The sequence below is a fragment of the Vibrio sp. 2433-A1 genome, from assembly GCF_056726085.1.
In genome coordinates, this window is the sequence record NZ_JBRESC010000006.1 from 180,290 (window position 1) to 201,637 (window position 21,348).

Annotated in this window: 17 protein-coding genes and 2 pseudogenes; 10 read left to right on the forward strand and 9 right to left on the reverse strand. The window is 45.1% G+C overall.

Going from position 1 to position 21,348, the window contains the following annotated elements:
* Nucleotides 1-205 precede the first annotated feature (205 nt).
* Nucleotides 206-1,249, forward strand: coding sequence for a GMP reductase (locus ACU01J_RS08510; protein WP_481085294.1), 1,044 nt, complete (start codon nucleotides 206-208; stop codon nucleotides 1,247-1,249).
* Between the two features lie 168 nt (nucleotides 1,250-1,417).
* Nucleotides 1,418-1,909, forward strand: a pseudogene (locus ACU01J_RS08515) (PTS transporter subunit EIIC); the annotation flags it as partial.
* Here the strand turns inward: ACU01J_RS08515 and ACU01J_RS08520 are convergent.
* From ACU01J_RS08520 to tal, 3 genes and pseudogenes are all read right to left on the reverse strand, one after another.
* Nucleotides 1,905-2,312: pseudogene (locus ACU01J_RS08520) on the reverse strand (response regulator); the annotation flags it as partial. The pseudogenes ACU01J_RS08515 and ACU01J_RS08520 overlap by 5 nt on opposite strands.
* 275 nt (nucleotides 2,313-2,587) lie before the next feature.
* Entirely contained in the window at nucleotides 2,588-4,579 is a 1,992-nt protein-coding gene (tkt, locus tag ACU01J_RS08525) for a transketolase (RefSeq protein WP_481085295.1), read from the reverse strand.
* A gap of 78 nt (nucleotides 4,580-4,657) precedes the next feature.
* Nucleotides 4,658-5,608 carry a transaldolase gene (gene tal, locus ACU01J_RS08530; protein ID WP_481085296.1) on the reverse strand — a complete coding sequence of 317 codons (951 nt, stop codon included), beginning with the start codon at nucleotides 5,606-5,608 and terminating at the stop codon, nucleotides 4,658-4,660.
* Nucleotides 5,609-6,055: 447 nt separating this feature from the next.
* Between tal and ACU01J_RS08535 the strand changes: the two genes are divergently transcribed.
* Together ACU01J_RS08535 and ACU01J_RS08540 are read left to right on the forward strand one after the other, a co-directional pair.
* The gene (locus ACU01J_RS08535; protein ID WP_481085297.1) at nucleotides 6,056-7,036 is read left to right on the forward strand and encodes a sugar-binding transcriptional regulator; all 981 of its coding nucleotides are present in this window, start codon (nucleotides 6,056-6,058) and stop codon (nucleotides 7,034-7,036) included.
* Nucleotides 7,037-7,175: 139 nt separating this feature from the next.
* Entirely contained in the window at nucleotides 7,176-8,468 is a 1,293-nt protein-coding gene (locus tag ACU01J_RS08540; RefSeq protein WP_481085298.1) for a glycoside hydrolase family 18 protein, read from the forward strand.
* Between the two features lie 39 nt (nucleotides 8,469-8,507).
* On the opposite strand, the gene ACU01J_RS08545 is transcribed toward ACU01J_RS08540, so the two are convergent.
* From ACU01J_RS08545 to moeA, 4 genes are all read right to left on the reverse strand, one after another.
* Complete coding sequence (locus tag ACU01J_RS08545; RefSeq protein ID WP_481085299.1) at nucleotides 8,508-9,338, reverse strand: sulfurtransferase; 831 nt, start codon at nucleotides 9,336-9,338, stop codon at nucleotides 8,508-8,510.
* Between the two features lie 11 nt (nucleotides 9,339-9,349).
* The gene (locus tag ACU01J_RS08550; protein WP_481085300.1) at nucleotides 9,350-9,676 is read right to left on the reverse strand and encodes a hypothetical protein; all 327 of its coding nucleotides are present in this window, start codon (nucleotides 9,674-9,676) and stop codon (nucleotides 9,350-9,352) included.
* A 213-nt stretch (nucleotides 9,677-9,889) separates the two neighbouring features.
* The gene (moeB, locus tag ACU01J_RS08555; RefSeq protein ID WP_481085301.1) at nucleotides 9,890-10,645 is read right to left on the reverse strand and encodes a molybdopterin-synthase adenylyltransferase MoeB; all 756 of its coding nucleotides are present in this window, start codon (nucleotides 10,643-10,645) and stop codon (nucleotides 9,890-9,892) included.
* Between the two features lie 9 nt (nucleotides 10,646-10,654).
* Nucleotides 10,655-11,890, reverse strand: a complete 1,236-nt coding sequence (gene moeA / locus ACU01J_RS08560; RefSeq protein WP_481085302.1) for a molybdopterin molybdotransferase MoeA — start codon at nucleotides 11,888-11,890, stop codon at nucleotides 10,655-10,657.
* Nucleotides 11,891-12,048: 158 nt separating this feature from the next.
* Between moeA and folE the strand changes: the two genes are divergently transcribed.
* The 3 genes from folE (at nucleotide 12,049) to ACU01J_RS08575 (ending at nucleotide 15,127) form a co-directional block, all read left to right on the forward strand.
* Nucleotides 12,049-12,702 carry a GTP cyclohydrolase I FolE gene (folE, locus tag ACU01J_RS08565; RefSeq protein WP_481085303.1) on the forward strand — a complete coding sequence of 218 codons (654 nt, stop codon included), beginning with the start codon at nucleotides 12,049-12,051 and terminating at the stop codon, nucleotides 12,700-12,702.
* A gap of 106 nt (nucleotides 12,703-12,808) precedes the next feature.
* Nucleotides 12,809-14,185 (forward strand): ATP-dependent RNA helicase DbpA, encoded by a 1,377-nt coding sequence (gene dbpA, locus ACU01J_RS08570; protein ID WP_481085304.1) that lies wholly within the window; start codon nucleotides 12,809-12,811, stop codon nucleotides 14,183-14,185.
* 66 nt (nucleotides 14,186-14,251) lie between these two features.
* A complete protein-coding gene (locus ACU01J_RS08575; protein ID WP_481085305.1) occupies nucleotides 14,252-15,127 on the forward strand; it encodes a hypothetical protein in 876 nt (291 codons plus the stop codon).
* Nucleotides 15,128-15,177: 50 nt separating this feature from the next.
* Here ACU01J_RS08575 and ACU01J_RS08580 read toward each other — a convergent pair whose 3' ends face one another.
* Nucleotides 15,178-15,615 (reverse strand): exoribonuclease R, encoded by a 438-nt coding sequence (locus ACU01J_RS08580; protein WP_481085306.1) that lies wholly within the window; start codon nucleotides 15,613-15,615, stop codon nucleotides 15,178-15,180.
* A 523-nt stretch (nucleotides 15,616-16,138) separates the two neighbouring features.
* Between ACU01J_RS08580 and ACU01J_RS08585 the strand changes: the two genes are divergently transcribed.
* Complete coding sequence (locus ACU01J_RS08585) at nucleotides 16,139-17,347, forward strand: NupC/NupG family nucleoside CNT transporter (RefSeq protein ID WP_481085307.1); 1,209 nt, start codon at nucleotides 16,139-16,141, stop codon at nucleotides 17,345-17,347.
* A 76-nt stretch (nucleotides 17,348-17,423) separates the two neighbouring features.
* Here ACU01J_RS08585 and ACU01J_RS08590 read toward each other — a convergent pair whose 3' ends face one another.
* Nucleotides 17,424-18,338 (reverse strand): LysR family transcriptional regulator, encoded by a 915-nt coding sequence (locus tag ACU01J_RS08590; protein WP_481085308.1) that lies wholly within the window; start codon nucleotides 18,336-18,338, stop codon nucleotides 17,424-17,426.
* Nucleotides 18,339-18,907: 569 nt separating this feature from the next.
* Between ACU01J_RS08590 and ACU01J_RS08595 the strand changes: the two genes are divergently transcribed.
* Nucleotides 18,908-20,101 carry a glycine C-acetyltransferase gene (locus tag ACU01J_RS08595; protein ID WP_481085309.1) on the forward strand — a complete coding sequence of 398 codons (1,194 nt, stop codon included), beginning with the start codon at nucleotides 18,908-18,910 and terminating at the stop codon, nucleotides 20,099-20,101.
* A 79-nt stretch (nucleotides 20,102-20,180) separates the two neighbouring features.
* Nucleotides 20,181-21,212 (forward strand): L-threonine 3-dehydrogenase, encoded by a 1,032-nt coding sequence (tdh, locus tag ACU01J_RS08600; protein WP_481085310.1) that lies wholly within the window; start codon nucleotides 20,181-20,183, stop codon nucleotides 21,210-21,212.
* Nucleotides 21,213-21,348: the final 136 nt, after the last annotated feature.

Consider the following 21,348-nt stretch of genomic DNA (forward strand, 5'->3'; position numbering starts at 1 on the left):
GTGGGCTAGGTATGCAACTTAACCGAACTGTATCACAAAAAAATTGAAAATATCAGTCTTGCGAGAATTAAATCGCGACCTATAATGCTGAAAACCGGAGCGTCTGCCAACGCTCCGGTTTTTTTGTGTCCGAAACTCAGTAAAGCGTCTGCCAACGTTTACCGAAAACGCACGACACGTAAATTTGATTACAGGAAAATTTATCATGCGTATCGAACAAGAACTTAAGTTAGGCTTTAAAGATGTACTATTCCGCCCGAAGCGTTCTACTCTTAAAAGTCGTTCTCAAGTTGAATTAACCCGCGATTTTACATTCAAGCACAGCGGTCGTCAATGGTCTGGTGTGCCTGTAATCGCTGCGAACATGGATTCGGTAGCAAGCTTTGAAATGGCAGCAGCATTGGCTGAGCACGGCGTTATGACAGCAGTACACAAGCACTACTCAGTAGAGCAATGGGCTGACTTCGTTAAGAACGCAGACAAGAAGACACTAAACAACGTATTCGTTTCTACAGGTACGTCTGAAGCTGAGTTCGAAAAAACTAAGCAAATCATGGCACTATCTGAAGAGCTAATCTTCATCTGTATCGACATCGCGAACGGTTATTCAGAGCACCTAGTTGAGTACGTAGAGAAAGTTCGTGCAGAGTTCCCGAACAAAGTTATCTCTGCAGGTAACGTTGTAACTGGCGACATGTGTGAAGAACTAATCCTAGCGGGTGCAGATATCGTTAAAGTCGGTATAGGCCCAGGTTCTGTATGTACAACACGCGTTAAAACTGGTGTTGGTTACCCACAACTTTCTGCAATCATCGAATGTGGTGACGCAGCGCACGGCCTTGGCGGCATGATCATCGGTGACGGTGGCTGTTCATGTGCTGGTGACGTTGCTAAAGCATTCGGCGGCGGCGCTGACTTCGTAATGCTAGGCGGTATGCTAGCAGGTCACGAAGAGTCAGGCGGTGAAGTCGTAGAGAAAGACGGCAAGCAGTTCATGAAGTTCTACGGCATGTCTTCTCAGTCTGCAATGGACAAGCACTCAGGTGGTGTTGCTAAGTACCGCGCAGCTGAAGGTAAAACCGTACTTCTACCATTCCGTGGTTCTGTTCACGGCACTATCTCTGACATCCTTGGTGGTGTACGTTCAACGTGTACATACGTAGGTGCAGCAAAGCTTAAAGAGCTAACTAAGCGTACGACTTTCATCCGCGTACAAGAGCAAGAGAACAACGTATTCGGTAAAGAGTAATCTCAGGATTATTCGGAAAATACGAATTATTGAGGGCCGCATTTTGCGGCTCTTTTTTTGATTATCTTTAGCACTTGTACATTAACAAACCTTAATCTTGCCTCAACCGAGGCTTAATCCACTTTTCATTACTCATGGGACATAACAATTAACCTAAGAGGATAAAAGGTGAACATTTTAGGATACTTACAAAAAATCGGTAAGGCACTGATGGTGCCGATAGCCGTACTACCTGCGGGTGGTCTAATGCTTGGTTTGGGTTACGCGATTGATCCAGCCGGGTGGGGCGCAAACAACGCCATTGCCAGTATTTTAGTGAATGGCGGTAAAGGAATCATGGACAACCAAGCGTGGTTGTTCGCGGTGGGTGTCGCTTATGGATTAGCTAAAGACAACAACGGTGCGGCGGCACTTTCGGGCTTACTTGGTTTACTGATCGTCGAAATGATCGTTGGCAATGTGAACGTTATATCCCAAATCACTGGGGTGCCTGTAGAGCAGATGAGCTCATCAGAAGTCGTTGCATCTAAGGCGGCGGTGAGTGCGTTTACCGGGATTATGATGGGTATTGTCGCGGCAACTTTATATAACCGCTTCCATACTATTAAACTCCCTGCGGCGCTTGGTTTCTTTGGTGGTCGACGCTTTGTTCCTATACTTCTAAACAGTCATAACTCAGTGAGGTTTGCGGACGAGACTGGCGTTGAGATCGATTAATGATGATATCGACTCGGGCAATCAGCTCTGCCAATGCGAAGGGTTTGATTAAGTAGTCGTCACTGCCTGCTTGAAGGCCATCAACGCGATCTTCGACACTATCCATGGCACTTAAAATCAGTACCGGCAGACTCTCTTGGGTTGCTTTGATAGCGGAGAGTACTTTCATACCGTCAAGATAAGGAAGCATTCGGTCGAGAATCACTAGGTCATACTCGCCACTGAGCGCCATCATCAATCCTTCGTTGCCATCAGTTGCGTGGTCGACAATATAGCCATGTTCTTGTAGCCCTTTAGCAACAAATTCTCGTGTGGTTTGGTCGTCTTCAATGATCAGCAGTTTCACAGTCGCTCCTTATCTTTTCGTGATTATCATATCCGATTTGTACATCTTGATGGTGAGGAAAAAGAGGGCTCGCGTGACTAATGCGAGCCATAACGATTTAGGGGGTAAACCGAAAAACTCTTTAAATATTAGGAGGTTTAATTATTCACTATGCACCCTTCAGTGAGTATTTATGAAACATTAAACTTTCTTAATGTTTGGATTTAACTGTTTCATTAACAATAAAAAAGCCCCGCTTTAGTCAGCAGGGCTTTTAATGTCAGAAACAACGTCGATTAAGCTAGAAGCTCTTTCGCTGTGTTCACTACGTTTTCAGTGGTGAAACCGAACATCTTGAACAGTTCACCTGCTGGAGCAGATTCACCGAACGTTGTCATACCGATGATCTTGCCACCGAAGCCAACGTACTTGTACCAGAAGTCAGCGATGCCAGCTTCAACAGCGATACGTGCCGTTACGTCTGATGGAAGTACAGATTCACGGTACTGCGCGTCTTGCTTGTCGAATGCGTCAGTTGCAGGCATAGATACTACGCGTACCTTCTTACCTTCAGCGGTTAGTTCAGCCGCAGCGTTAACTGCTAACTCAACTTCAGAACCTGTTGCGATAAGGATAAGCTCTGGCTTGCCTTCACAATCTTTCAGGATGTAACCACCCTTAGCGATGTTAGCGACTTGTTCTTCGTTACGCTCTTGCTGTGCAAGGTTTTGACGAGAGAAGATTAGCGACGTTGGGCCGTCTTTACGTTCGATAGCCAGTTTCCAAGCTACTGCAGACTCAACTTGGTCACATGGACGCCATGTGCTCATGTTTGGAGTCAGGCGTAGCGATGCAATTTGCTCAACTGGTTGGTGAGTTGGGCCATCTTCGCCAAGACCGATAGAGTCGTGCGTGTACACTTGGATGTTCTGAACTTTCATCAGAGCAGCCATACGCATTGCGTTACGAGCGTATTCCATGAACATTAGGAACGTTGCGCCGTATGGTACGAAACCACCATGCAGAGCGATACCGTTCATGATCGCTGTCATACCGAATTCACGTACACCGTAGTGGATGTAGTTACCTGCTGGATCTTCAGCAGAAACAGACTTAGAACCAGACCACATAGTTAGGTTAGAAGGTGCAAGGTCAGCAGAGCCGCCTAGGAATTCAGGTAGCATAGCACCGAACGCTTCTAGTGCGTTTTGAGACGCTTTACGTGATGCGATGTTTGCTGGGTTAGCTTGAAGATCAGCAATGATTTGGTTTGCTTTCTCTTCCCACTGTGCAGGAAGTTCACCGTTTACGCGGCGTTTGAATTCAGCTGCCAGCTCAGGGTATGCTGCTTCATAAGCTGCAAGTTTCTCGTTCCACGCTGCTTCCTTAGCTGCGCCTGTTTTTTTCGCATCCCACTCTGCGTAGACTTCCGACGGAATTTCAAAAGGACCGTGCTCCCAACCAAGTTCTTTACGTGTAGCTGCAATTTCTTCAGCGCCTAGTGGTGCACCGTGACAGTCGTGAGAACCAGACTTGTTAGGTGAACCAAAACCGATGATAGTTTTAGTACAGATTAGAGTTGGGCGAGGGTCAGCTTTAGCTGCGATGATAGCCGCGTTGATTGCTTCTGCGTCGTGGCCGTCTACTGCTGGGATTACGTGCCAGCCGTACGCTTCAAAACGCTTAGGTGTATCGTCAGAGAACCAACCTTCAACGTGACCATCGATTGAGATGCCGTTGTCATCCCAGAAAGCGATAAGCTTACCAAGGCCTAGCGTACCCGCTAGAGAACATGCTTCGTGAGAGATACCTTCCATCAGACAGCCGTCACCCATGAATGCATAAGTGAAGTGGTCAACGATGTCGTGGCCTTCTTTGTTGAATTGTGCTGCTAGAGTTTTCTCAGCAAGCGCCATACCCACAGCGTTAGTGATACCTTGGCCTAGTGGACCAGTTGTTGTTTCGATACCTGGTGCGTAACCGTACTCTGGGTGACCTGGAGTCTTAGAGTGCAGTTGACGGAAGTTTTTCAGATCTTCGATTGATAGCTCGTAGCCTGCTAGGTGAAGGAGAGAGTAAATCAGCATAGAGCCGTGGCCGTTTGAAAGAACGAAACGGTCGCGGTCAGCCCACTCTGGGTTTGACGGGTTGTGGTTTAGGTGATCACGCCAAAGAACTTCAGCGATATCAGCCATACCCATAGGTGCGCCTGGGTGGCCAGAGTTTGCTTGTTGTACGCCGTCCATGCTTAGAGCACGAATAGCATTAGCTAAATATTTACGGTCCATAATAACTACCAGTGTTTAAATATTGGATTGGAAATTGAAAGGGGAACGCAAACGTTCCCCTTTTTTAATTCTGTGTGATTACAGCTTAGCTGCGATCATGTCTTCTAGTTTGCCTTGGTCAACGGCGAAGTTACGGATACCTTCTGCAACTTTCTCAACTGCCATAGCGTCAAGGTTGTGCTCCCATAGGAACTCAGCGTGAGTCATTGGAGCAGGACGTTCTTTAGCGCCTTTAGAGTCAACTAGCTTCTCTACAACTTCACCTTCAGCAGCTTCTAGTTCAGCTAGAAGAGCAGGAGCGATAGTTAGACGGTCACAACCTGCAAGTTCTAGGATCTCGCCGATGTTACGGAAGCTTGCGCCCATAACAACAGTGTTGTAGCCGTGCTCTTTGTAGTAGTTGTAGATGTCAGTTACTGAGATTACGCCTGGATCTTCAGATGCTTCGAAGTCACGACCTTCTTTCGCTTTGTACCAGTCCATGATACGACCAACGAATGGAGAGATTAGGAATACGCCAGCTTCAGCACAAGCACGAGCCTGAGCGAAAGAGAATAGTAGAGTAAGGTTACAGTTGATGCCTTCTTTCTCTAGGATTTCAGCTGCTCGAATACCTTCCCAAGTAGAAGCCAGTTTGATAAGGATGCGATCGTTAGTGATACCCGCATCGTTGTACATTTTAACTAGTTGACGTGCTTTCGCTACGCTGCCTTCCATATCGTAAGATAGACGAGCATCTACCTCAGTAGAGATACGGCCAGGGATAGTTTTTAGGATTTCTTTACCGATGTTTACCGCAAGCATGTCACAAGTGTCTTGTACTTGTTGTGCTTTGTCGTCACTTTGCGCTTTAGCGTATTCAATTGAAGCATCGATTAGAGGTGCATACTCTTCGATTTGAGCTGCTTTCAGTATTAGAGAAGGGTTAGTTGTTGCATCTTCTGGTTGGTATTTTTTGATTGCATCAATTTCACCAGTGTCAGCTACTACAGTCGTTAGTTTACGAAGTTGCTCTAATTTGTTGCTCATTCCGATCATCCTATTTAATAAGCCGTCATACCACTTTAGCTGATATGACTTGTGCAATTGCAAGCGTGGTGTCGATCTCTTCAAGTAATAACGATGCTTGTGAAATCAACTAACCCGAAATTTCAGCACCAGAGCAGATGTTGTGAACATTTGCTCTCATGTTGAGTAAATGATGGGTCCATAATTATATTATCCACCCAGAATGTCAATTGGTTAAACAGGGATATGGTGACATTCATCAAGGATTTTTTAAGGTCAGATGTGTGATTAAACGAATTAAACGTTTGCCAAGCTGTATAAGGGCGTGAGGACGATTTAAAGCGATTAAATTTACGGCTGAGAATTTGTATTGCCTGTGAGCAAATGATGGTATTAATTATCACTATGACATATGCTACACCCTTGAACATATGTTACGTGCTGTTTTTAGCTAGGAATGCTGTAGTTATGAGTAAGATTCACAATGAGATGTCTGACGATAACACCGATCTATTGACTGAAATTTCAGTCGCGTATTACCAAGACGGTGCGACTCAAGAAGAGATCTCTAAAAAGTTTTCAGTATCACGTGCCAAAGTAGGGCGAATGCTTAAGCAGGCGCGCGATGAAGGTATAGTTGAGATCACGGTAAAGTATCACCCGGTATTTAGTGCCAAAATTGAACAAAGATTGATTGAGCGCTTTGGCGTTAAACGTGCATTGGTCGCTCTTGACCAACCAAGTGAAGAGCAGCAACGTCTTCAAGTCGCGGGCTTAGTTTCTAAATATATGGCGAGCTCGATTCAAAGCGGCTCAGTTGTGACCGTTGGACAAGGGCGAAATGTATCAGCGGTTGCTCATCACGTAGGGGTTATTCCTCAGCGCGATGTTAAGTTTGTCTGCGGGATTGGCGGGATTCACCCAAGAGGCGGTATGTTCAACGCAGACCACATTTGTCGCCAGTTTGCCAAAAGCTATGGTGGGTCATCAGAAACGCTGTATGCACCGGCTTACGCTGAAAATCGCGAGCAAAAAATGGCATTCATGCAAAATGCCACCGTTAAGCAGACATTGGATCTGGCGCGTAAAGCGGATGTTGCTTTGGTCGGTATTGGCGATATGAGTGAAAACAGCTATATGGTCGATTTAGGTTGGTTCACAGCTGGTGAAGTTGTTCAATCTAGAATGTTGCAAGGCGTAGTTGGCGACTTTGCTGGTTACGACTTTTTCGATATTCATGGCGGTACGGCAAAAACGGTGATGAGTGACCGAGTGATTGGTCTAGGCATCGAGGAGTTTCGACCGATTGCAGAGGTAATCGCAATCGCAGCGGAGAACAGTAAACCTTTAGCCTTGCTAGGTGCATTAAGAACTGGCGTGATTGATGTGATTGCGACCAGCGTAAGTAATGCTCTGACGGTGCTGAACCTAGACGAACAAATGAAATAACTAGCGTTTCAATATGTTGCTTTGCAACCTGTGCAATAGCAATAAAAAAGGCATTAGGTTGCTCGCATCTCTATTTTGTTTGGACGCAAAAATTATTCTCCCTTGATTAATTAGTAGTCAAGTTAACAAGGAGAATATAATGAAAAAGACAATCGCTGCTGCCGCTTTGGCTAGTATTATGGGTGTATCTGCTCATGCACAAGATAAAGTAGTTGCTGGATACTTTGCTGATTGGCAATACAACAATCCTGATAATCCATACCAAGTTAAAGATATTCCTGCAGAAAACCTCACCCATATTATTTACGCGTTTTTAAGTATGTGTGGCCCGCATGAAGGTGCTAGTGAAGGGATTCAAAAACAAGTGGCAGAGCACTGTGAAGGTAAAGAGCCATTTACTGCCATCGTCGTCGATCAACAAGCGGCTCTAAACGAAGACTTTGGCCCAGTTTCGGTCAAGGTTGATTATAAAGGCCACTTTGCTCAACTTGCACAGCTTAAAAAAGACTACCCTGAAATCGTTATTTTACCTTCTTTTGGGGGGTGGACGATGTCTGAGCCATTCCATGCAATGGCGCAGGATCCAAAAGCGATAGAGCACTTCTCTAAAACGGCTGTTGAGCTTATTGCTAAATATGACTTCTTCGACGGCATTGATTTAGATTGGGAGTACCCTGGCGGTGGTGGTTTAACAACGTCGCCTTGGAATCCTGCGACCAAATTATCAGATGAACAGAAAGCCACTGAAAGAAGAGCCTTTACTCATTTGGTCCAAACCCTTAGAGCCGACCTTGATCTGCTTGCAAATAAAACAAAGCGTAATTACGAGCTTTCAACCGCTGTTGGAGTCGGTGCTAAAGCACAGCAAATTGACTGGAAAGCAGCCAGCCAATACTTAACAAACATGTTTGCTATGACATACGACTATCTTGGTGGATGGGGTCAACAAACGGGACATATGACTAATTTGCATGCGACAGACAATAGCTGGTGGGGTATGGGAAGCGATGTGTTCATTAACCAAATGATAGAGCAGGGCATTCCAAGTGAGAAGCTGGTGATCGGCGCCGCTTTCTATGGTCGGGGCTGGCAGGGTACTAAAGACTTTGACGGAGAGAATGTGAAAGGTGATTTAGTATCTGAGAAAGGTGCTGAGTTTGGTACGGGCGAAAATGGCTACTTCATGTTCTGGGATCTTGTAAACAACTATGGCGACAAACAAGGCTACGAGTACAAGTATGACGAGCGAGCGCAAGCACCATACCTCTGGAATCCAGAGAAGAAAGTGTTTATTTCATTTGAAGACCAACGTTCAATCAAAGCGAAAGCAAAGTGGGCAAAAAAATCGAAACTAGGTGGTATTTTTACTTGGGAATTATCGGGTGATCCTACAGGCAGCCTCGTGGAAGTGATGAACAAAGAAATACAGTAAGTCACAATCAAGCCTCGGCATTTCGCCGAGGCTTTTCATTTATTCGATAGGTAAATCTTGGCGTTGTCCCCATTCGGTCCAAGAGCCGTCATAAACCGAAAAGTTGCTATAACCACACACCTCTGCAGCGAGCAGCACAATACAGGCGGTAACCCCGGAGCCACAGCTAAAAATGGTGTGGTCGACGTTACGTGAAAGTGAACTGGATAGAATAGGAGTCAATTCTTGTGCAGTTTTGAGTTTATGCTGATTCATCAACTCAGCGAAAGGCTGGCAGGTAGAGTTTGGAATGTGGCCGCTGCGTAAACCGGCTCTCGGCTCTGGAACCTCTTTGTTAAATCGCGCTCTAGAACGGGCATCAACCGTAAGGCTGTCTGGGTTATTAATCTGATCAACCACGAAAGAAGCAGAGACAAAAAAACGCTCATCTAGGGTGCCTTGGAAATTACCCGGAGATTGCACATCTGCATATTGCTGTACAAGATCGAGTTGTTGTGCTTTCCATTCGGTTAAGCCGCCATCGAGTATAAATACTTCTTTATGACCCATCGCTTTGAACATCCACCATGCGCGCGGGGACGCAAATGTACCGCTATTATCGTAAACAACGACGGTCGATTCATCATTAATGCCTAACTGCTGTGCGAGTGTGTTAAATCGCAATTCTGAAGGCATCATATGGGGAAGGGAGCTGTCAGGGTCACAGAACTCTTTGTCATAATCAAACCTTAGGCTTTGGGGGATAAGGTTGGTTTTATCTTTCTCTACTTCGCCAGGAATTTGAAAGTCTATGCTCGCATCCAAAATAACCAAATTCGGGTTTGATACTAGCTGTTGAGATAGCCATTGAGGAGTAACTAATGGGTTCATATTGAGTCCTTTCATTGGTTATTCTGTTGTTGCGCCGCGAGACACTGAATTAATTGATACGATGTTAGCTTAGATGACAGACTTTGCTTTGATTCTAGTAACACGATAGAACCTCTCGGACAGTCAAGTTTAGGGTCTGTGGGTACTAACAATTGTTGTTGGTCGTCAGTCACAACATTGACAAATCGTCGATGCCCATCAAGTGACTGCGTCAGAGTTTGACTGATTACCGTTGCTTGAATGGTGACGGATTGTTTCTCTGGGCGAAGTTTTAATACAACAATAAGTAATACAAAAGTAAAAATTAGGATAAGAGTAAATACTTTGGGATTATTCATTGTCAGAGCACTGTTTCCTTGGTTGTTTATGCGATGTTCTGGCACAGAAATACGAACTAACTTGTTGCTGTACAGTGAAAAGTTAACTTAAATATTATTTCTCGGTGTAGATATTTGCAAGGCGAGTAAACGGGCCTCTAAGAAGTTAGCCTCTATTTGCTGTTATCGCTGTCTCAGGGGCGAGTTAGCCAAACGTCTAACTCGCACAATAGATTAGTTGTTGCTACAAACAGGGCAACCTGACATCTTCATTAAGTTCATTTCCCGCCAAGACATGTTCATGGCATCTAGCATTAAGATTTTGCCTTTTTTAGGTGTACCGTAGTTGGCGATGACTTTGATTGCTTCCATCGCTTGCACAGCGCCGATGATGCCGACAACGGGTGCCATAACTCCCGCTTCAACGCAGCTTAAGGCCGCGTTACCAAACAGGGCGCTAAGACATTGGTAGCATGGCTCACTCTCATTTTGGTAGGTAAAGACACTGACTTGGCCTTCCATACGAATCGCAGCACCGGAAACCAATGGTGTCTTCGATTTAAAACACAACTTGTTCAGCTGATTACGCGTCTCGACGTTATCTGACGCATCAAGTACTAATGTGTGCTGCTTGATGAGTTCTGCTAGTTGATCGTCCGACAAGCGTTTGTCGACAGTTTCGATATTGATGTGTGGGTTTAACTGCTTCAATGATTGAGCTGCAGAATCAACCTTCTTAACACCAATGTCGCCGTCGTGGTGGAGTACTTGGCGCTGTAAATTTGATAGCTCAACGACGTCATCATCAATTAAGGTAAGTTTACCGACACCAGCCGTTGCTAGATACTGACTGGATGCGCAGCCTAAACCACCAGCACCAAGAATCAAAATCGAACTTTGTTTAAGTGCTTCTTGGCCATCAAAGTCGAACTGCTTAAGGATGATCTGGCGGTTATAACGCAGCATCTCTTGGTCAGATAGAATCTCCAATGGATGCTCCTAGTATAACGTTGAGTTAAACAACTGAATGTTGACGGTTTCACCGACCTCAACACGGCCACGTTCACGCTCTAGAACTACAAAGCAGTTTGCCAAGCTCATTGAACGGAATGCACCAGAGCTTTGGTTACCCGTCGTTTCAACCACAAACTGACCATTCTCAATTGAGTAGATGCCACGTTGATAGTCAGTACGACCAGGTACTTTCTTAAATGCACTTTTGGTAATGGCAGGAATCGATTCAGGTGCTTTCCACTCAGTATGGCCGGCTAGCTTCGCCAATAATGGTTGAACAAGCACATACATGGTGAGAACTGCTGAAACAGGGTTACCCGGTAGGCCGCAGAACCAAGCGGTAGAAAGTTTACCAAAGGCAAAAGGTTTACCTGGTTTAATCGCAAGTTTCCAGAAGCCAATTTGACCAAGTTGTTCAAGAATGTCCTTGGTGTAGTCGGCTTCACCCACACTGACACCGCCAGACGTTACAACCACGTCAGCCAGTGTTTGAGCTTGTTCGAATGTCGCTTTTAGCGTTTCTGGGCAATCAGGAATAATGCCTAGGTCGATCGCTTCACAGCCGAAGTTTTCGATAAGCGGCTTAATGCCGTAACGGTTGCTATCGTAGATTTGGCCTTCCGCAAGTGTTTCGCCTAATGGTTTTAGCTCATCACCAGTTGAGAAAAATGCAACACGTGGCTTACGGACTACGGTTACATGACTAATACCAAGGGTAGCGATCATCGGAATATCACGCGATGTTAGACGAGCGCCTTTCGCCAGTACTGTCGCACCTTGAGCAATATCATCGCCCATTGGGCGAATGTTATTTTGCGGCTTAACATCCGTTTGGTTGAACTGAATGCCTGCATCGGTCACTTCAGTGTTCTCTTGCATGATCACCGCGTCACAGCCTTCAGGGATCTTTGCGCCAGTCATAATGCGAATACAAGTTCCGAGCGGCCATTCACCGTGGAATGGTTGACCAGCAAATGACTTACCCGCTAAAGGCATAACATTGTTTTGCGCCAAATCCGCGAGACGCAAAGCGTATCCATCCATTGCGGAATTATCGAATGGAGGAACGAAAATAGGGGATAAAATGTCTTCAGCTAATACAAAGCCAATTGCTTCGGCTAGTGGGAGTTGTAAGGTCGCTTGGATAGGTTTAATTGGCGACAGCATTTTTTCCATCGCATCTTCGATCGGCATCAAGCCAGGAGCGTCACAGCAGCCCATATCAAAATCCTACTCTTTTATTATGGTCAGATAATCCGGTCACTTTACCACAGAAAGCCTTGTGCAATAATGACATCCGATAAAATATGGGTGTAATTATTGATAAATCCGAGTATCCTTGTCTGCCATCCGAAAGGGGTAAAGTAAGAGGAAGTGGTATGTTAGGTCTTAGCGAATCAGCGAAGTTAGTTAAAGATGCGCTAGAGCAACGAGGATTGGAAACGCCAATGGCGCCTAATCAGCTCAGTCGAGATGAGAAAAAAGAGAAAATTCAACACCATATGCGTGAGATTCTTTCTCTGTTAGAACTTGACCTTACCGACGATAGCCTTGAAGAAACACCACAACGTATCGCAAAGATGTACGTTGATGAGATATTCTCAGGGTTAGACTATTCAAATTTCCCTAAAATCACGGTTATCGAAAATAAGATGAACGTGAGCGAGATGGTACGCGTCAAAGAGATCACCGTGACCAGTACTTGTGAGCACCATTTGGTGACGATTGATGGCCGCGCAGCAGTAGCTTACATCCCTCGCGGTAAAATCATCGGCTTATCAAAGATCAATCGTATTGTTCGATTCTTTGCTCAGCGCCCACAAGTGCAAGAGCGAATGACTCAGCAGATCCTTGTGGCATTGCAAACCTTGCTCGAGTCAGACGACGTAGCCGTAACGATTGATGCAACGCACTACTGTGTGAAATCGCGCGGTGTCATGGATGCGACTAGCGAAACAACCACAACAGCGCTTGGTGGTATCTTCAAATCGAACCCAGCTACAAGACACGAGTTCCTACACGGAATTCGATAGGGCTGAGTAACGATTCAACCGATTTTCAAACCGCTTCGTTATGGAAGCGGTTTTTGTTTTTGTTGTTAGCCGAACTTTGGTTAACACATCCTTAAAGGATAAAATAGTGACAACTTCATTTAAAACACTGAACCTAAGACCTGAGTTGACTGAAACCCTTGATAGCCTTGGCTACACAGAGATGACGCCTATTCAGCAGCAAGCACTGCCGATGGTATTAGCTGGCAAAGATGTTATCGGCCAAGGTAAAACGGGTTCAGGTAAAACAGCAACGTTCACATTAGGCCTATTAAGCAACCTTAACGTGAAGCGTTTCCGTGTACAGACTTTGGTTCTTTGCCCAACGCGAGAGCTAGCAAACCAAGTAGCGAAAGAGATCCGCACATTAGCGCGCGGTATTCATAACATTAAAGTGCTAACACTGTGTGGTGGTATGCCAATAGGGCCACAAATTGGTTCACTTGAGCACGGTGCGCATATTTTAGTCGGTACACCGGGTCGTATTCTTGATCACATGTCTAAAGGCCGTATCAATCTTGATGAGTTAAATACCCTAGTGCTGGACGAAGCGGACCGTATGTTGGATATGGGCTTTGAAGACGCGATTGATACCATCATTGATGCAGCACCGGCTAAACGCCAAACCCTGCTGTTTAGTGCAACTTTCCCCGATAACATCGACTCTTTGGCTACCAAAGTGATGGTTAACCCAGAAATGATCAAGGTTGAATCAACGCACCAAAAAAGCACAATCGAACAGCGTTTCTTCAAACTGAATACCACAGAAGAGCGTGATGATGCACTAGAAGCTCTGCTACTTACCCATAAGCCAGAATCTTCAGTTGTGTTCTGCAACACTAAGAAAGAAGTACAAAACGTAACCGATGAATTAAGTCACCGCGGTTTTAGCGTGGTTGAGCTTCATGGTGATATGGAGCAACGCGAACGTGAACAAGCGCTGACAATGTTTGCCAATAAGAGTATCTCTGTTCTTGTGGCGACTGACGTAGCAGCTCGCGGTCTTGACGTTGATAACCTAGATGCTGTGTTTAACTTTGAGTTGTCACGTGACCCAGAAGTGCACGTACACCGTATTGGCCGTACTGGCCGAGCAGGTTCGAAAGGCGTAGCATTTAGCTTCTACAGTGAGAAAGAAGAATACCGTGTAGCGCGTATTGATGAATACATGGATATTGCAATCAATGCATCAGAGTTACCAGAGAAGCCAGTTGAGCGAGCTTTCTATCCAAAGATGCAGACGATTCAGATCCTTGGCGGAAAAAAGCAAAAGGTTCGCGCTGGTGATATTTTAGGTGCGCTAACTAAACAAGCGGGCTTAGACGGTAAGAAAATTGGTAAGATTACTATCCTAGCCATGGTTTCTTATGTCGCGGTTGAGCACGACATTGTTAAACCTGCGCTAAAGCAGCTACAAATGGGTAAAATGAAAGGACGTAACTTTAAAGCCCGTATAATGAAATAACCACTCGATTGTGTTTTTGAAAGTAAATCTGACAACATCTCTCGTTGTGTCTATTTAGAGGATTTTATGAAACAATTTTTTGTTGCTATGTTCATTTTGTTACTCACAGCCTGTCAAGGGAAGGACGATGCACAAGTTCAAGCCCCTGCATTTGCTTACGATACGATAAACAGCATGACCCTTGCAAATGATGCATTGCTAAAGAATGCACCAGATAAGGCTTGGGCATTTCATGGTGCAATAAATCAAGGCATACCTCGAGGTGATGCCGCGCCAAAGTGGTGGGCTGACGACATCCTTGATAAGACACTTACAGATTCAACGCCATGGTCAGCATTGACGGGGTGGTTTACGGTTTTTGAATCAGCGGATAACACAGCTGACAATGCTCAAATACATTATGGCGACTTCGAAATTTGGTTATTAAAAGGTAGCAACATTGAGTCGGCCTCATGGCAAAAGCTCAGTGTCGCACCTGTTACATGGGCTTCACATTACCAATCAGATATTATTACTAAGATCGATGATGCCTATCCAAATGGGGACTATTTTCAACTTAAGCAAGACCAAGTCTTACACGGCGGGACAGATATCATTGCTTTCGAAGGACAAAGTGTTCTTGGCATTTTTGTCAGAACTAAAGCATGGATTGAAAGTACTTCACCTAACGCTAAGCTATTAATGTCGATGGGTGTTGATTACTATCCGAATAGTTCTGTTTCTGTTCAAGGCGGGGATCTTAAAAACGCAAATTACCTTCCTGGTGCAGGAGGTAGCCGTTTTGTTTATCTTAGTCGAGAGCCTAAATGGATTTATATGGCCAATGTTGCAGATGATCAGTTGAAGATTGTCGACAAGTCTAGCCCTTTAGCACGTCGCGGAGGCCGTACCTATCTGACCAAAGCTGAGTGGTTGCATAACCTACCTAAAATTAACCAATAACCCGTTTGCTATAGCAGAATGATCGCCTTAATCGTAATGCGATCATTCTACTAAGCAATTTTGGCGTACTGACGTAAAAGATCAGTAAGTGTCGTTACCCATTCAAGCGCATTTTGCGGACTCTGCTTAAGGATAACCTCAACGTGGTTACAGTGGGTTTCTAATGGGATCGCACGTTCTAGGTGAAAAGAGACCGTGTAAAAGTGCCACAGTAATAGACGCTGCATACGCAAAATGTTTTGTTCTTTGTTCTCTGATTCACTGAACAAGGCCGGAAGTTCGCTGAGGGCAATTGCATTCATTCGAAGCATTGCATCAAACTGCGCTTCTTGCAGTTTATCTTCGTTTTCAGTTTCACTTTGCTCAAAAGTAAAAAGCTCCGCCATAGACTCTTCAGGAACAAGTCGATGAACCATACGAAGGCTAAGCTCTTCGAGTTCATCTCGAGGCATTACCGAGAGAGATTGATAAGTGTAATCGCGTTGCATTGTTTTTCTCAGTGATGATGAGTAGGGCAGGTATTCTAACGGCTCACAGGCAGATTGCTAGTAAAGATGCGTGTCAAAAAGGCAAAAAAAGCCCCGCAATTCGGCGGGGAAACTTTATTGTTGTGCTTGCTAGATTAGCCTATGACGTTGTTAGAGAACTTATTCTTGTCGTAAATCTCATCCATTAAAATTAGAAGCTATTGATAACTTAGCCACTAAATAATAAATATTTATTCACTTCCACTTAAAAAATGTGATATCGATTCAATAAAGCTCCCATCAAATTTTGCCAACAAATTTGTCAAGATGACGTTAAACAGAGGACTAGATTTAGTCATTTTGATTGAAAGATGAACGCTTGAACGTTTGCGTGAAAATATGTGATGAATATCTCACTTGCGGCGCTATACTTTGCGCCCGGTTGAGAGTAATCGCTCTACCAATACAAGCCGTCACACGGAATGGTGAATGACCCCACGGACAGGACCAGCTATTTATTCAATGCTTGTAGAGGTAAATTTAAATGAATCTGTTATTTGGCTTAATCGGTGTGGCATCTTTGCTGCTTTGCGCAGTGTTGCTATCAGAAAGTCGAAAATCAATTAACTGGAAAACAGTATCACGCGCTTTAATGCTTCAAGTAGGCTTTGCCGCGTTAGTCTTGTATTTTCCTTTAGGCCAAGCGGCTTTAACATCACTAAGTGGTGGTGTTTCTAGTCTATTGGGCTTCGCCGATGAAGGGATTAAATTCCTGTTTGGTGACTTAGCTAGCACTGGCTTCATTTTTGCGGTTCGCGTCCTTCCTATTATCATTTTCTTCAGTGCCCTTATTTCTGCTCTTTACTACCTCGGCATCATGCAAAAAGTTATCGAGTTTATCGGTGGCGGCATTCAAAAATTCTTAGGCACTAGTAAAGCAGAGTCGTTAGTTGCGACAGGTAACATCTTCCTTTCACAAGGTGAATCTCCACTTCTTGTTCGTCCTTTCCTTTCTCGAATGACTCGTTCTGAACTGTTTGCTGTAATGGCTGGTGGTATGGCATCGGTAGCGGGTAGCGTACTTGGTGGCTATGCGGGTTTAGGCGTAGAGCTAAAGTATCTAATTGCAGCAAGCTTCATGGCAGCACCAGGTAGTTTGATGATGGCTAAAATTATCGTACCTGAGCGCGACACACCAGTTGATCAATCAGATATCGAGATGGATCAAGCGCAAGAAAGCAATGTGATTGATGCACTGGCAAGTGGTGCGATGAACGGTATGAAAGTCGCGGTTGCGGTAGGTACTATGCTTATTGCTTTCGTGAGTGTTATCGCAATGGTTAACACTGGCCTGGAAAGCCTAGGTGAAGTAGCGGGCTTTAGCGGTATTACTCTGCAAGCACTATTCGGTTACCTGTTCTCGCCTTTAGCGTGGTTGATTGGTGTCCCTTCAAATGAAGTATTAATGGCTGGTTCATACATTGGTCAGAAGATCGTAATGAACGAGTTCGTTGCCTTTATCGACTTCGTTGACCATAAAGCGCTGCTATCTGAGCACACACAAGTTATCGTCACTTTCGCACTGTGTGGTTTTGCTAACATCGGTTCTATCGCAATTCAGCTTGGTTCTATCGGTGTGATTGCTCCAGAGCGTCGCTCCGAAGTTGCAAACCTAGGTATCAAAGCGGTCCTAGCGGGCACATTAGCTAACTTAATGAGTGCGTGTCTAGCGGGTATCTTTATCCTGCTTTAATCGATACTTAGCTTCTAAATCTAAAGCCCAGAGTGAATGCTCTGGGCTTTTTTATTTTAGGTTACGGTATTTCGAACTATTGGTTTCGAAGCTGCTCGGTGATGTAATCAATAAAGCCGCGCAGTCTGGCTGGCATGTATTTGGTCTGTGGGTATTGCATGGCAATTGCGCCGTGATAGTTACTTTTGATTGTCCAGTCTGACAAAACAGGTATCACTTGCTTTTGTGCGATGGCATCGGCAATCACAAAGTCATGGAAAATCCCAATTCCTAGCGCATTTTTTACACCAGTTAAGCGCATCTGAGAATGGTTCACTGCGTAGCGACCAGATACCGAAACTGAGTGATATTCATCATCCTTGAAGAAGTCCCATATATGGTCACGATCGTTTTCTGCCAGATACAAACAATCGTGGTGCTCTAACTCTGTTGGATGTTCGGGCATGCCTCTTTGAGCGATGTAATCCGGACTCGCGCAGAGTACTAGGTTAGTTTTACTGACTTCCTTAAGAACCAAGTTTTCATCCGGTTTATCGGTCAGCTTGAAGGCGACATCAATGCCATCACGAATAAGATCTATCTCCCCATCCGCAACACGCAGTTTCAACTGAATATCAGGGTATTGTCGTAAGAACGGCACAACGTGTGGCTGCAATACGGAGTTTAGAAATGCTTCAGGTGCCGCAATTGTTAGTGCCCCTGACATCTCTTCATGGGCTGATGTTGAAAGCTCAACTGCTTGTTTGGCCGCGTTTAGCATCACCATTGCTTGATCGTAAACTTGTTGGCCTGCGCGAGTGATAATCAGTTTACGAGTGGTACGTTCAAATAGCTTGACCGAGAGTGATGACTCAAGGCGAGTAACCAGTTTACTCAACGCAGAAGGTGTCACATTCAATTGCTTCGCCGCCGCGGTAAAGCTGCCTTCATCGACAATAAGAATGAAGCTCGCAAGATCAGGAAGTAGGGCGATGAGTTTGGTATTTTTCATAATCCATTTTGGTTAATTGTTTGTGAATAATGTTATCTTGAGATTGCGATCGCAGTTTATGGCTGCGCTGTACGATATGTTGAAAGCCTCGTAATAGTCAAAGGAGATGACTTATGCAGCAAGCCACAACGTTACTCGATCTATGGTCCATGCTTGAAAACATCTTATTTGCAACATTGGGTGTTTTTGCATTTTCTGTCATGACATTAATGCTTGAAAGTCGAGAGTGAAATCTTGTTCCCTCAATATGACTAGCCTTTGACGGGCGTACCATACCAAGTTTGGTCGCCCTTAGGTTTTTTCCCGCGCATCAGCCTCTAAGCTTACCCCATTCAAACATCAATAATAACAAGCTTATAAGCAGTAACCTGTGACTTTTGTCATTAAACGCTCTTATTTGTGCCTTCAGTTCACTAATGTTTTTCCACTCGGTGGGATAATGTAAACTACATGCTTGAATTACACTTAAGACATTAGATTTTGCTCTTCAGAACTTGTTTGTTACAGCAAGGCTGAAGACGGGAAGCAAGTGAAACGACTTGCTAACAATAACTAGGAAGGAATTTGCAATGTCTTCTGCATTCTACAACCAGATCCAACAACAAATCGAAGAAGTAAAGGCGGAAGGCCTTTACAAGTCTGAGCGCGTAATTACTTCTCAGCAGCAAGCCGCTGTTAAGATTTCAACAGGTGAAGAAGTATTGAACTTCTGTGCAAACAACTACCTCGGTTTAGCGAACCACCCTGAGCTTATCGAAGCAGGTAAAGCGGGTATGGAACAGCACGGCTTTGGTATGGCGTCTGTACGTTTCATCTGTGGTACTCAAGACATCCACAAAGAGCTAGAAGACAAGCTATCAACATTCCTAGGTAAAGAAGATACTATACTTTATACATCGTGCTTTGACGCGAACGCAGGCCTATTTGAAACAATCTTAGGCAAAGAAGATGCAATCATCTCTGACGCATTAAACCACGCTTCAATCATCGACGGTGTACGTCTATGTAAAGCAATGCGCTTCCGTTACTCGAACAACAACATGGAAGAGCTAGAGCAGCAACTTATCGCAGCGAAGGAAGCAGGTGCACGCCACATTCTTATCGTGACAGATGGTGTGTTCTCAATGGACGGCGTAGTTGCGAACCTTCCAGCTATCTGTGACCTAGCAGATAAGTATGGCGCATTGACAATGGTTGATGACTCGCACGCTGTTGGTTTTATGGGTAAAACTGGCGCTGGTACGCACGAATTCCATAACGTTGTAGACCGTATCGACATCATCACGGGTACGCTTGGTAAAGCAATGGGAGGCGCGTCAGGCGGTTACACGTCTGGTAAAGCAGAAGTGATTGACTGGCTACGTCAACGTTCTCGTCCATACCTCTTCTCGAACTCTGTTGCGCCTGCGATCGTAAACGCTTCAATCCGCGTTCTTGATTTACTTAAAGAGAGTGGTGAGCTTCGTGACCGTCTATGGGAAAACGCAGCACACTTCCGCGCTCGTATGGAAGACGCTGGTTTCACTATGGGTGGCGCAGACCACGCAATCATCCCAATCATGCTGGGTGATGCAAAAGTAGCCGCTGAGTTCGCTGAGCGTGCACTTGAGAAGGGCATCTACGTAGTGGGCTTCTCATTCCCAGTGGTACCAAAAGGTCAAGCACGTATCCGTACTCAGATGTCTGCAGCGCACTCGCGTGAGCAGCTAGACCGTGCGATCGACGCGTTCATCGCAGTTGGTAAAGACATGGGCATTATCTAATTTTCCCCACAGATGAAAATAGAAAACAAGAATTATTGATTCTCGCCCGAATGGTGGGCGAGATGAATTAGGTAACGATATGAAAATCAAAGCTCTTTCTAAGCTAAAGCCTGAAGAAGGCATCTGGATGACTGAGGTTGAGAAACCTGAAGTTGGCCACAACGACCTTCTAATCAAGATTAAGAAAACGGCGATCTGTGGTACAGACGTGCACATCTACAACTGGGACGAATGGTCACAAAAAACGATTCCTGTTCCTATGGTTGTTGGCCATGAGTACGTGGGTGAAGTTGTAGGCATGGGCCAAGAAGTTCGCGGCTTTAACATTGGCGATCGCGTATCAGGCGAAGGTCACATCACTTGTGGTCACTGTCGTAACTGTCGTGGCGGCCGTACTCACCTATGTCGTAACACAACAGGTGTGGGTGTAAACCGTACTGGTGCGTTCTCTGAATACCTTGTGATCCCTGCGTTCAACGCATTTAAGATCCCTGCTGAGATCTCTGATGATCTAGCGTCTATCTTTGACCCGTTTGGTAACGCAGTGCACACAGCGCTATCTTTCGACCTAGTGGGCGAAGACGTGCTAATCACTGGTGCAGGCCCAATCGGCATTATGGCTGCAGCAGTAGCTAAACACGTTGGCGCACGCCACGTAGTAATTACAGACGTAAACGAATACCGTCTAGAACTTGCTAAGAACATGGGCGTTACACGCGCAGTAAATGTCATGGAAGAGAAGCTTGAAGACGTAATGTCTGAGCTAGGTATGACAGAGGGCTTCGATGTAGGTCTAGAAATGTCAGGTGTACCATCTGCGTTCAACAGCATGCTAACCAATATGAACCACGGCGGTAAGATCTCTCTACTAGGTATTCCACCATCAGACATGGGTATCGACTGGAACCAAGTGATCTTCAAAGGACTTGTCATCAAGGGTATCTACGGGCGTGAGATGTTCGAAACTTGGTATAAGATGGCTTCATTGATTCAATCAGGCCTAGACCTAACACCAATCATCACTCACCACTTCAAGGTTGATGACTTCCAAGCAGGCTTCGACGCGATGCGTAGCGGGCTTTCTGGCAAAGTTATCCTTGATTGGGAGTAGGGTGTTAGCCTAGCTGAAAGCAAAAGGAATTCTGAGCATTTTAGAAGCTATTGAGCTTTCTACTGCCTAATCTTTATAAAGCTCCGCGGAAGTTACTTTCGCGGAGTTTTTTTATGTGTTTGGCAAAGTGAACCAA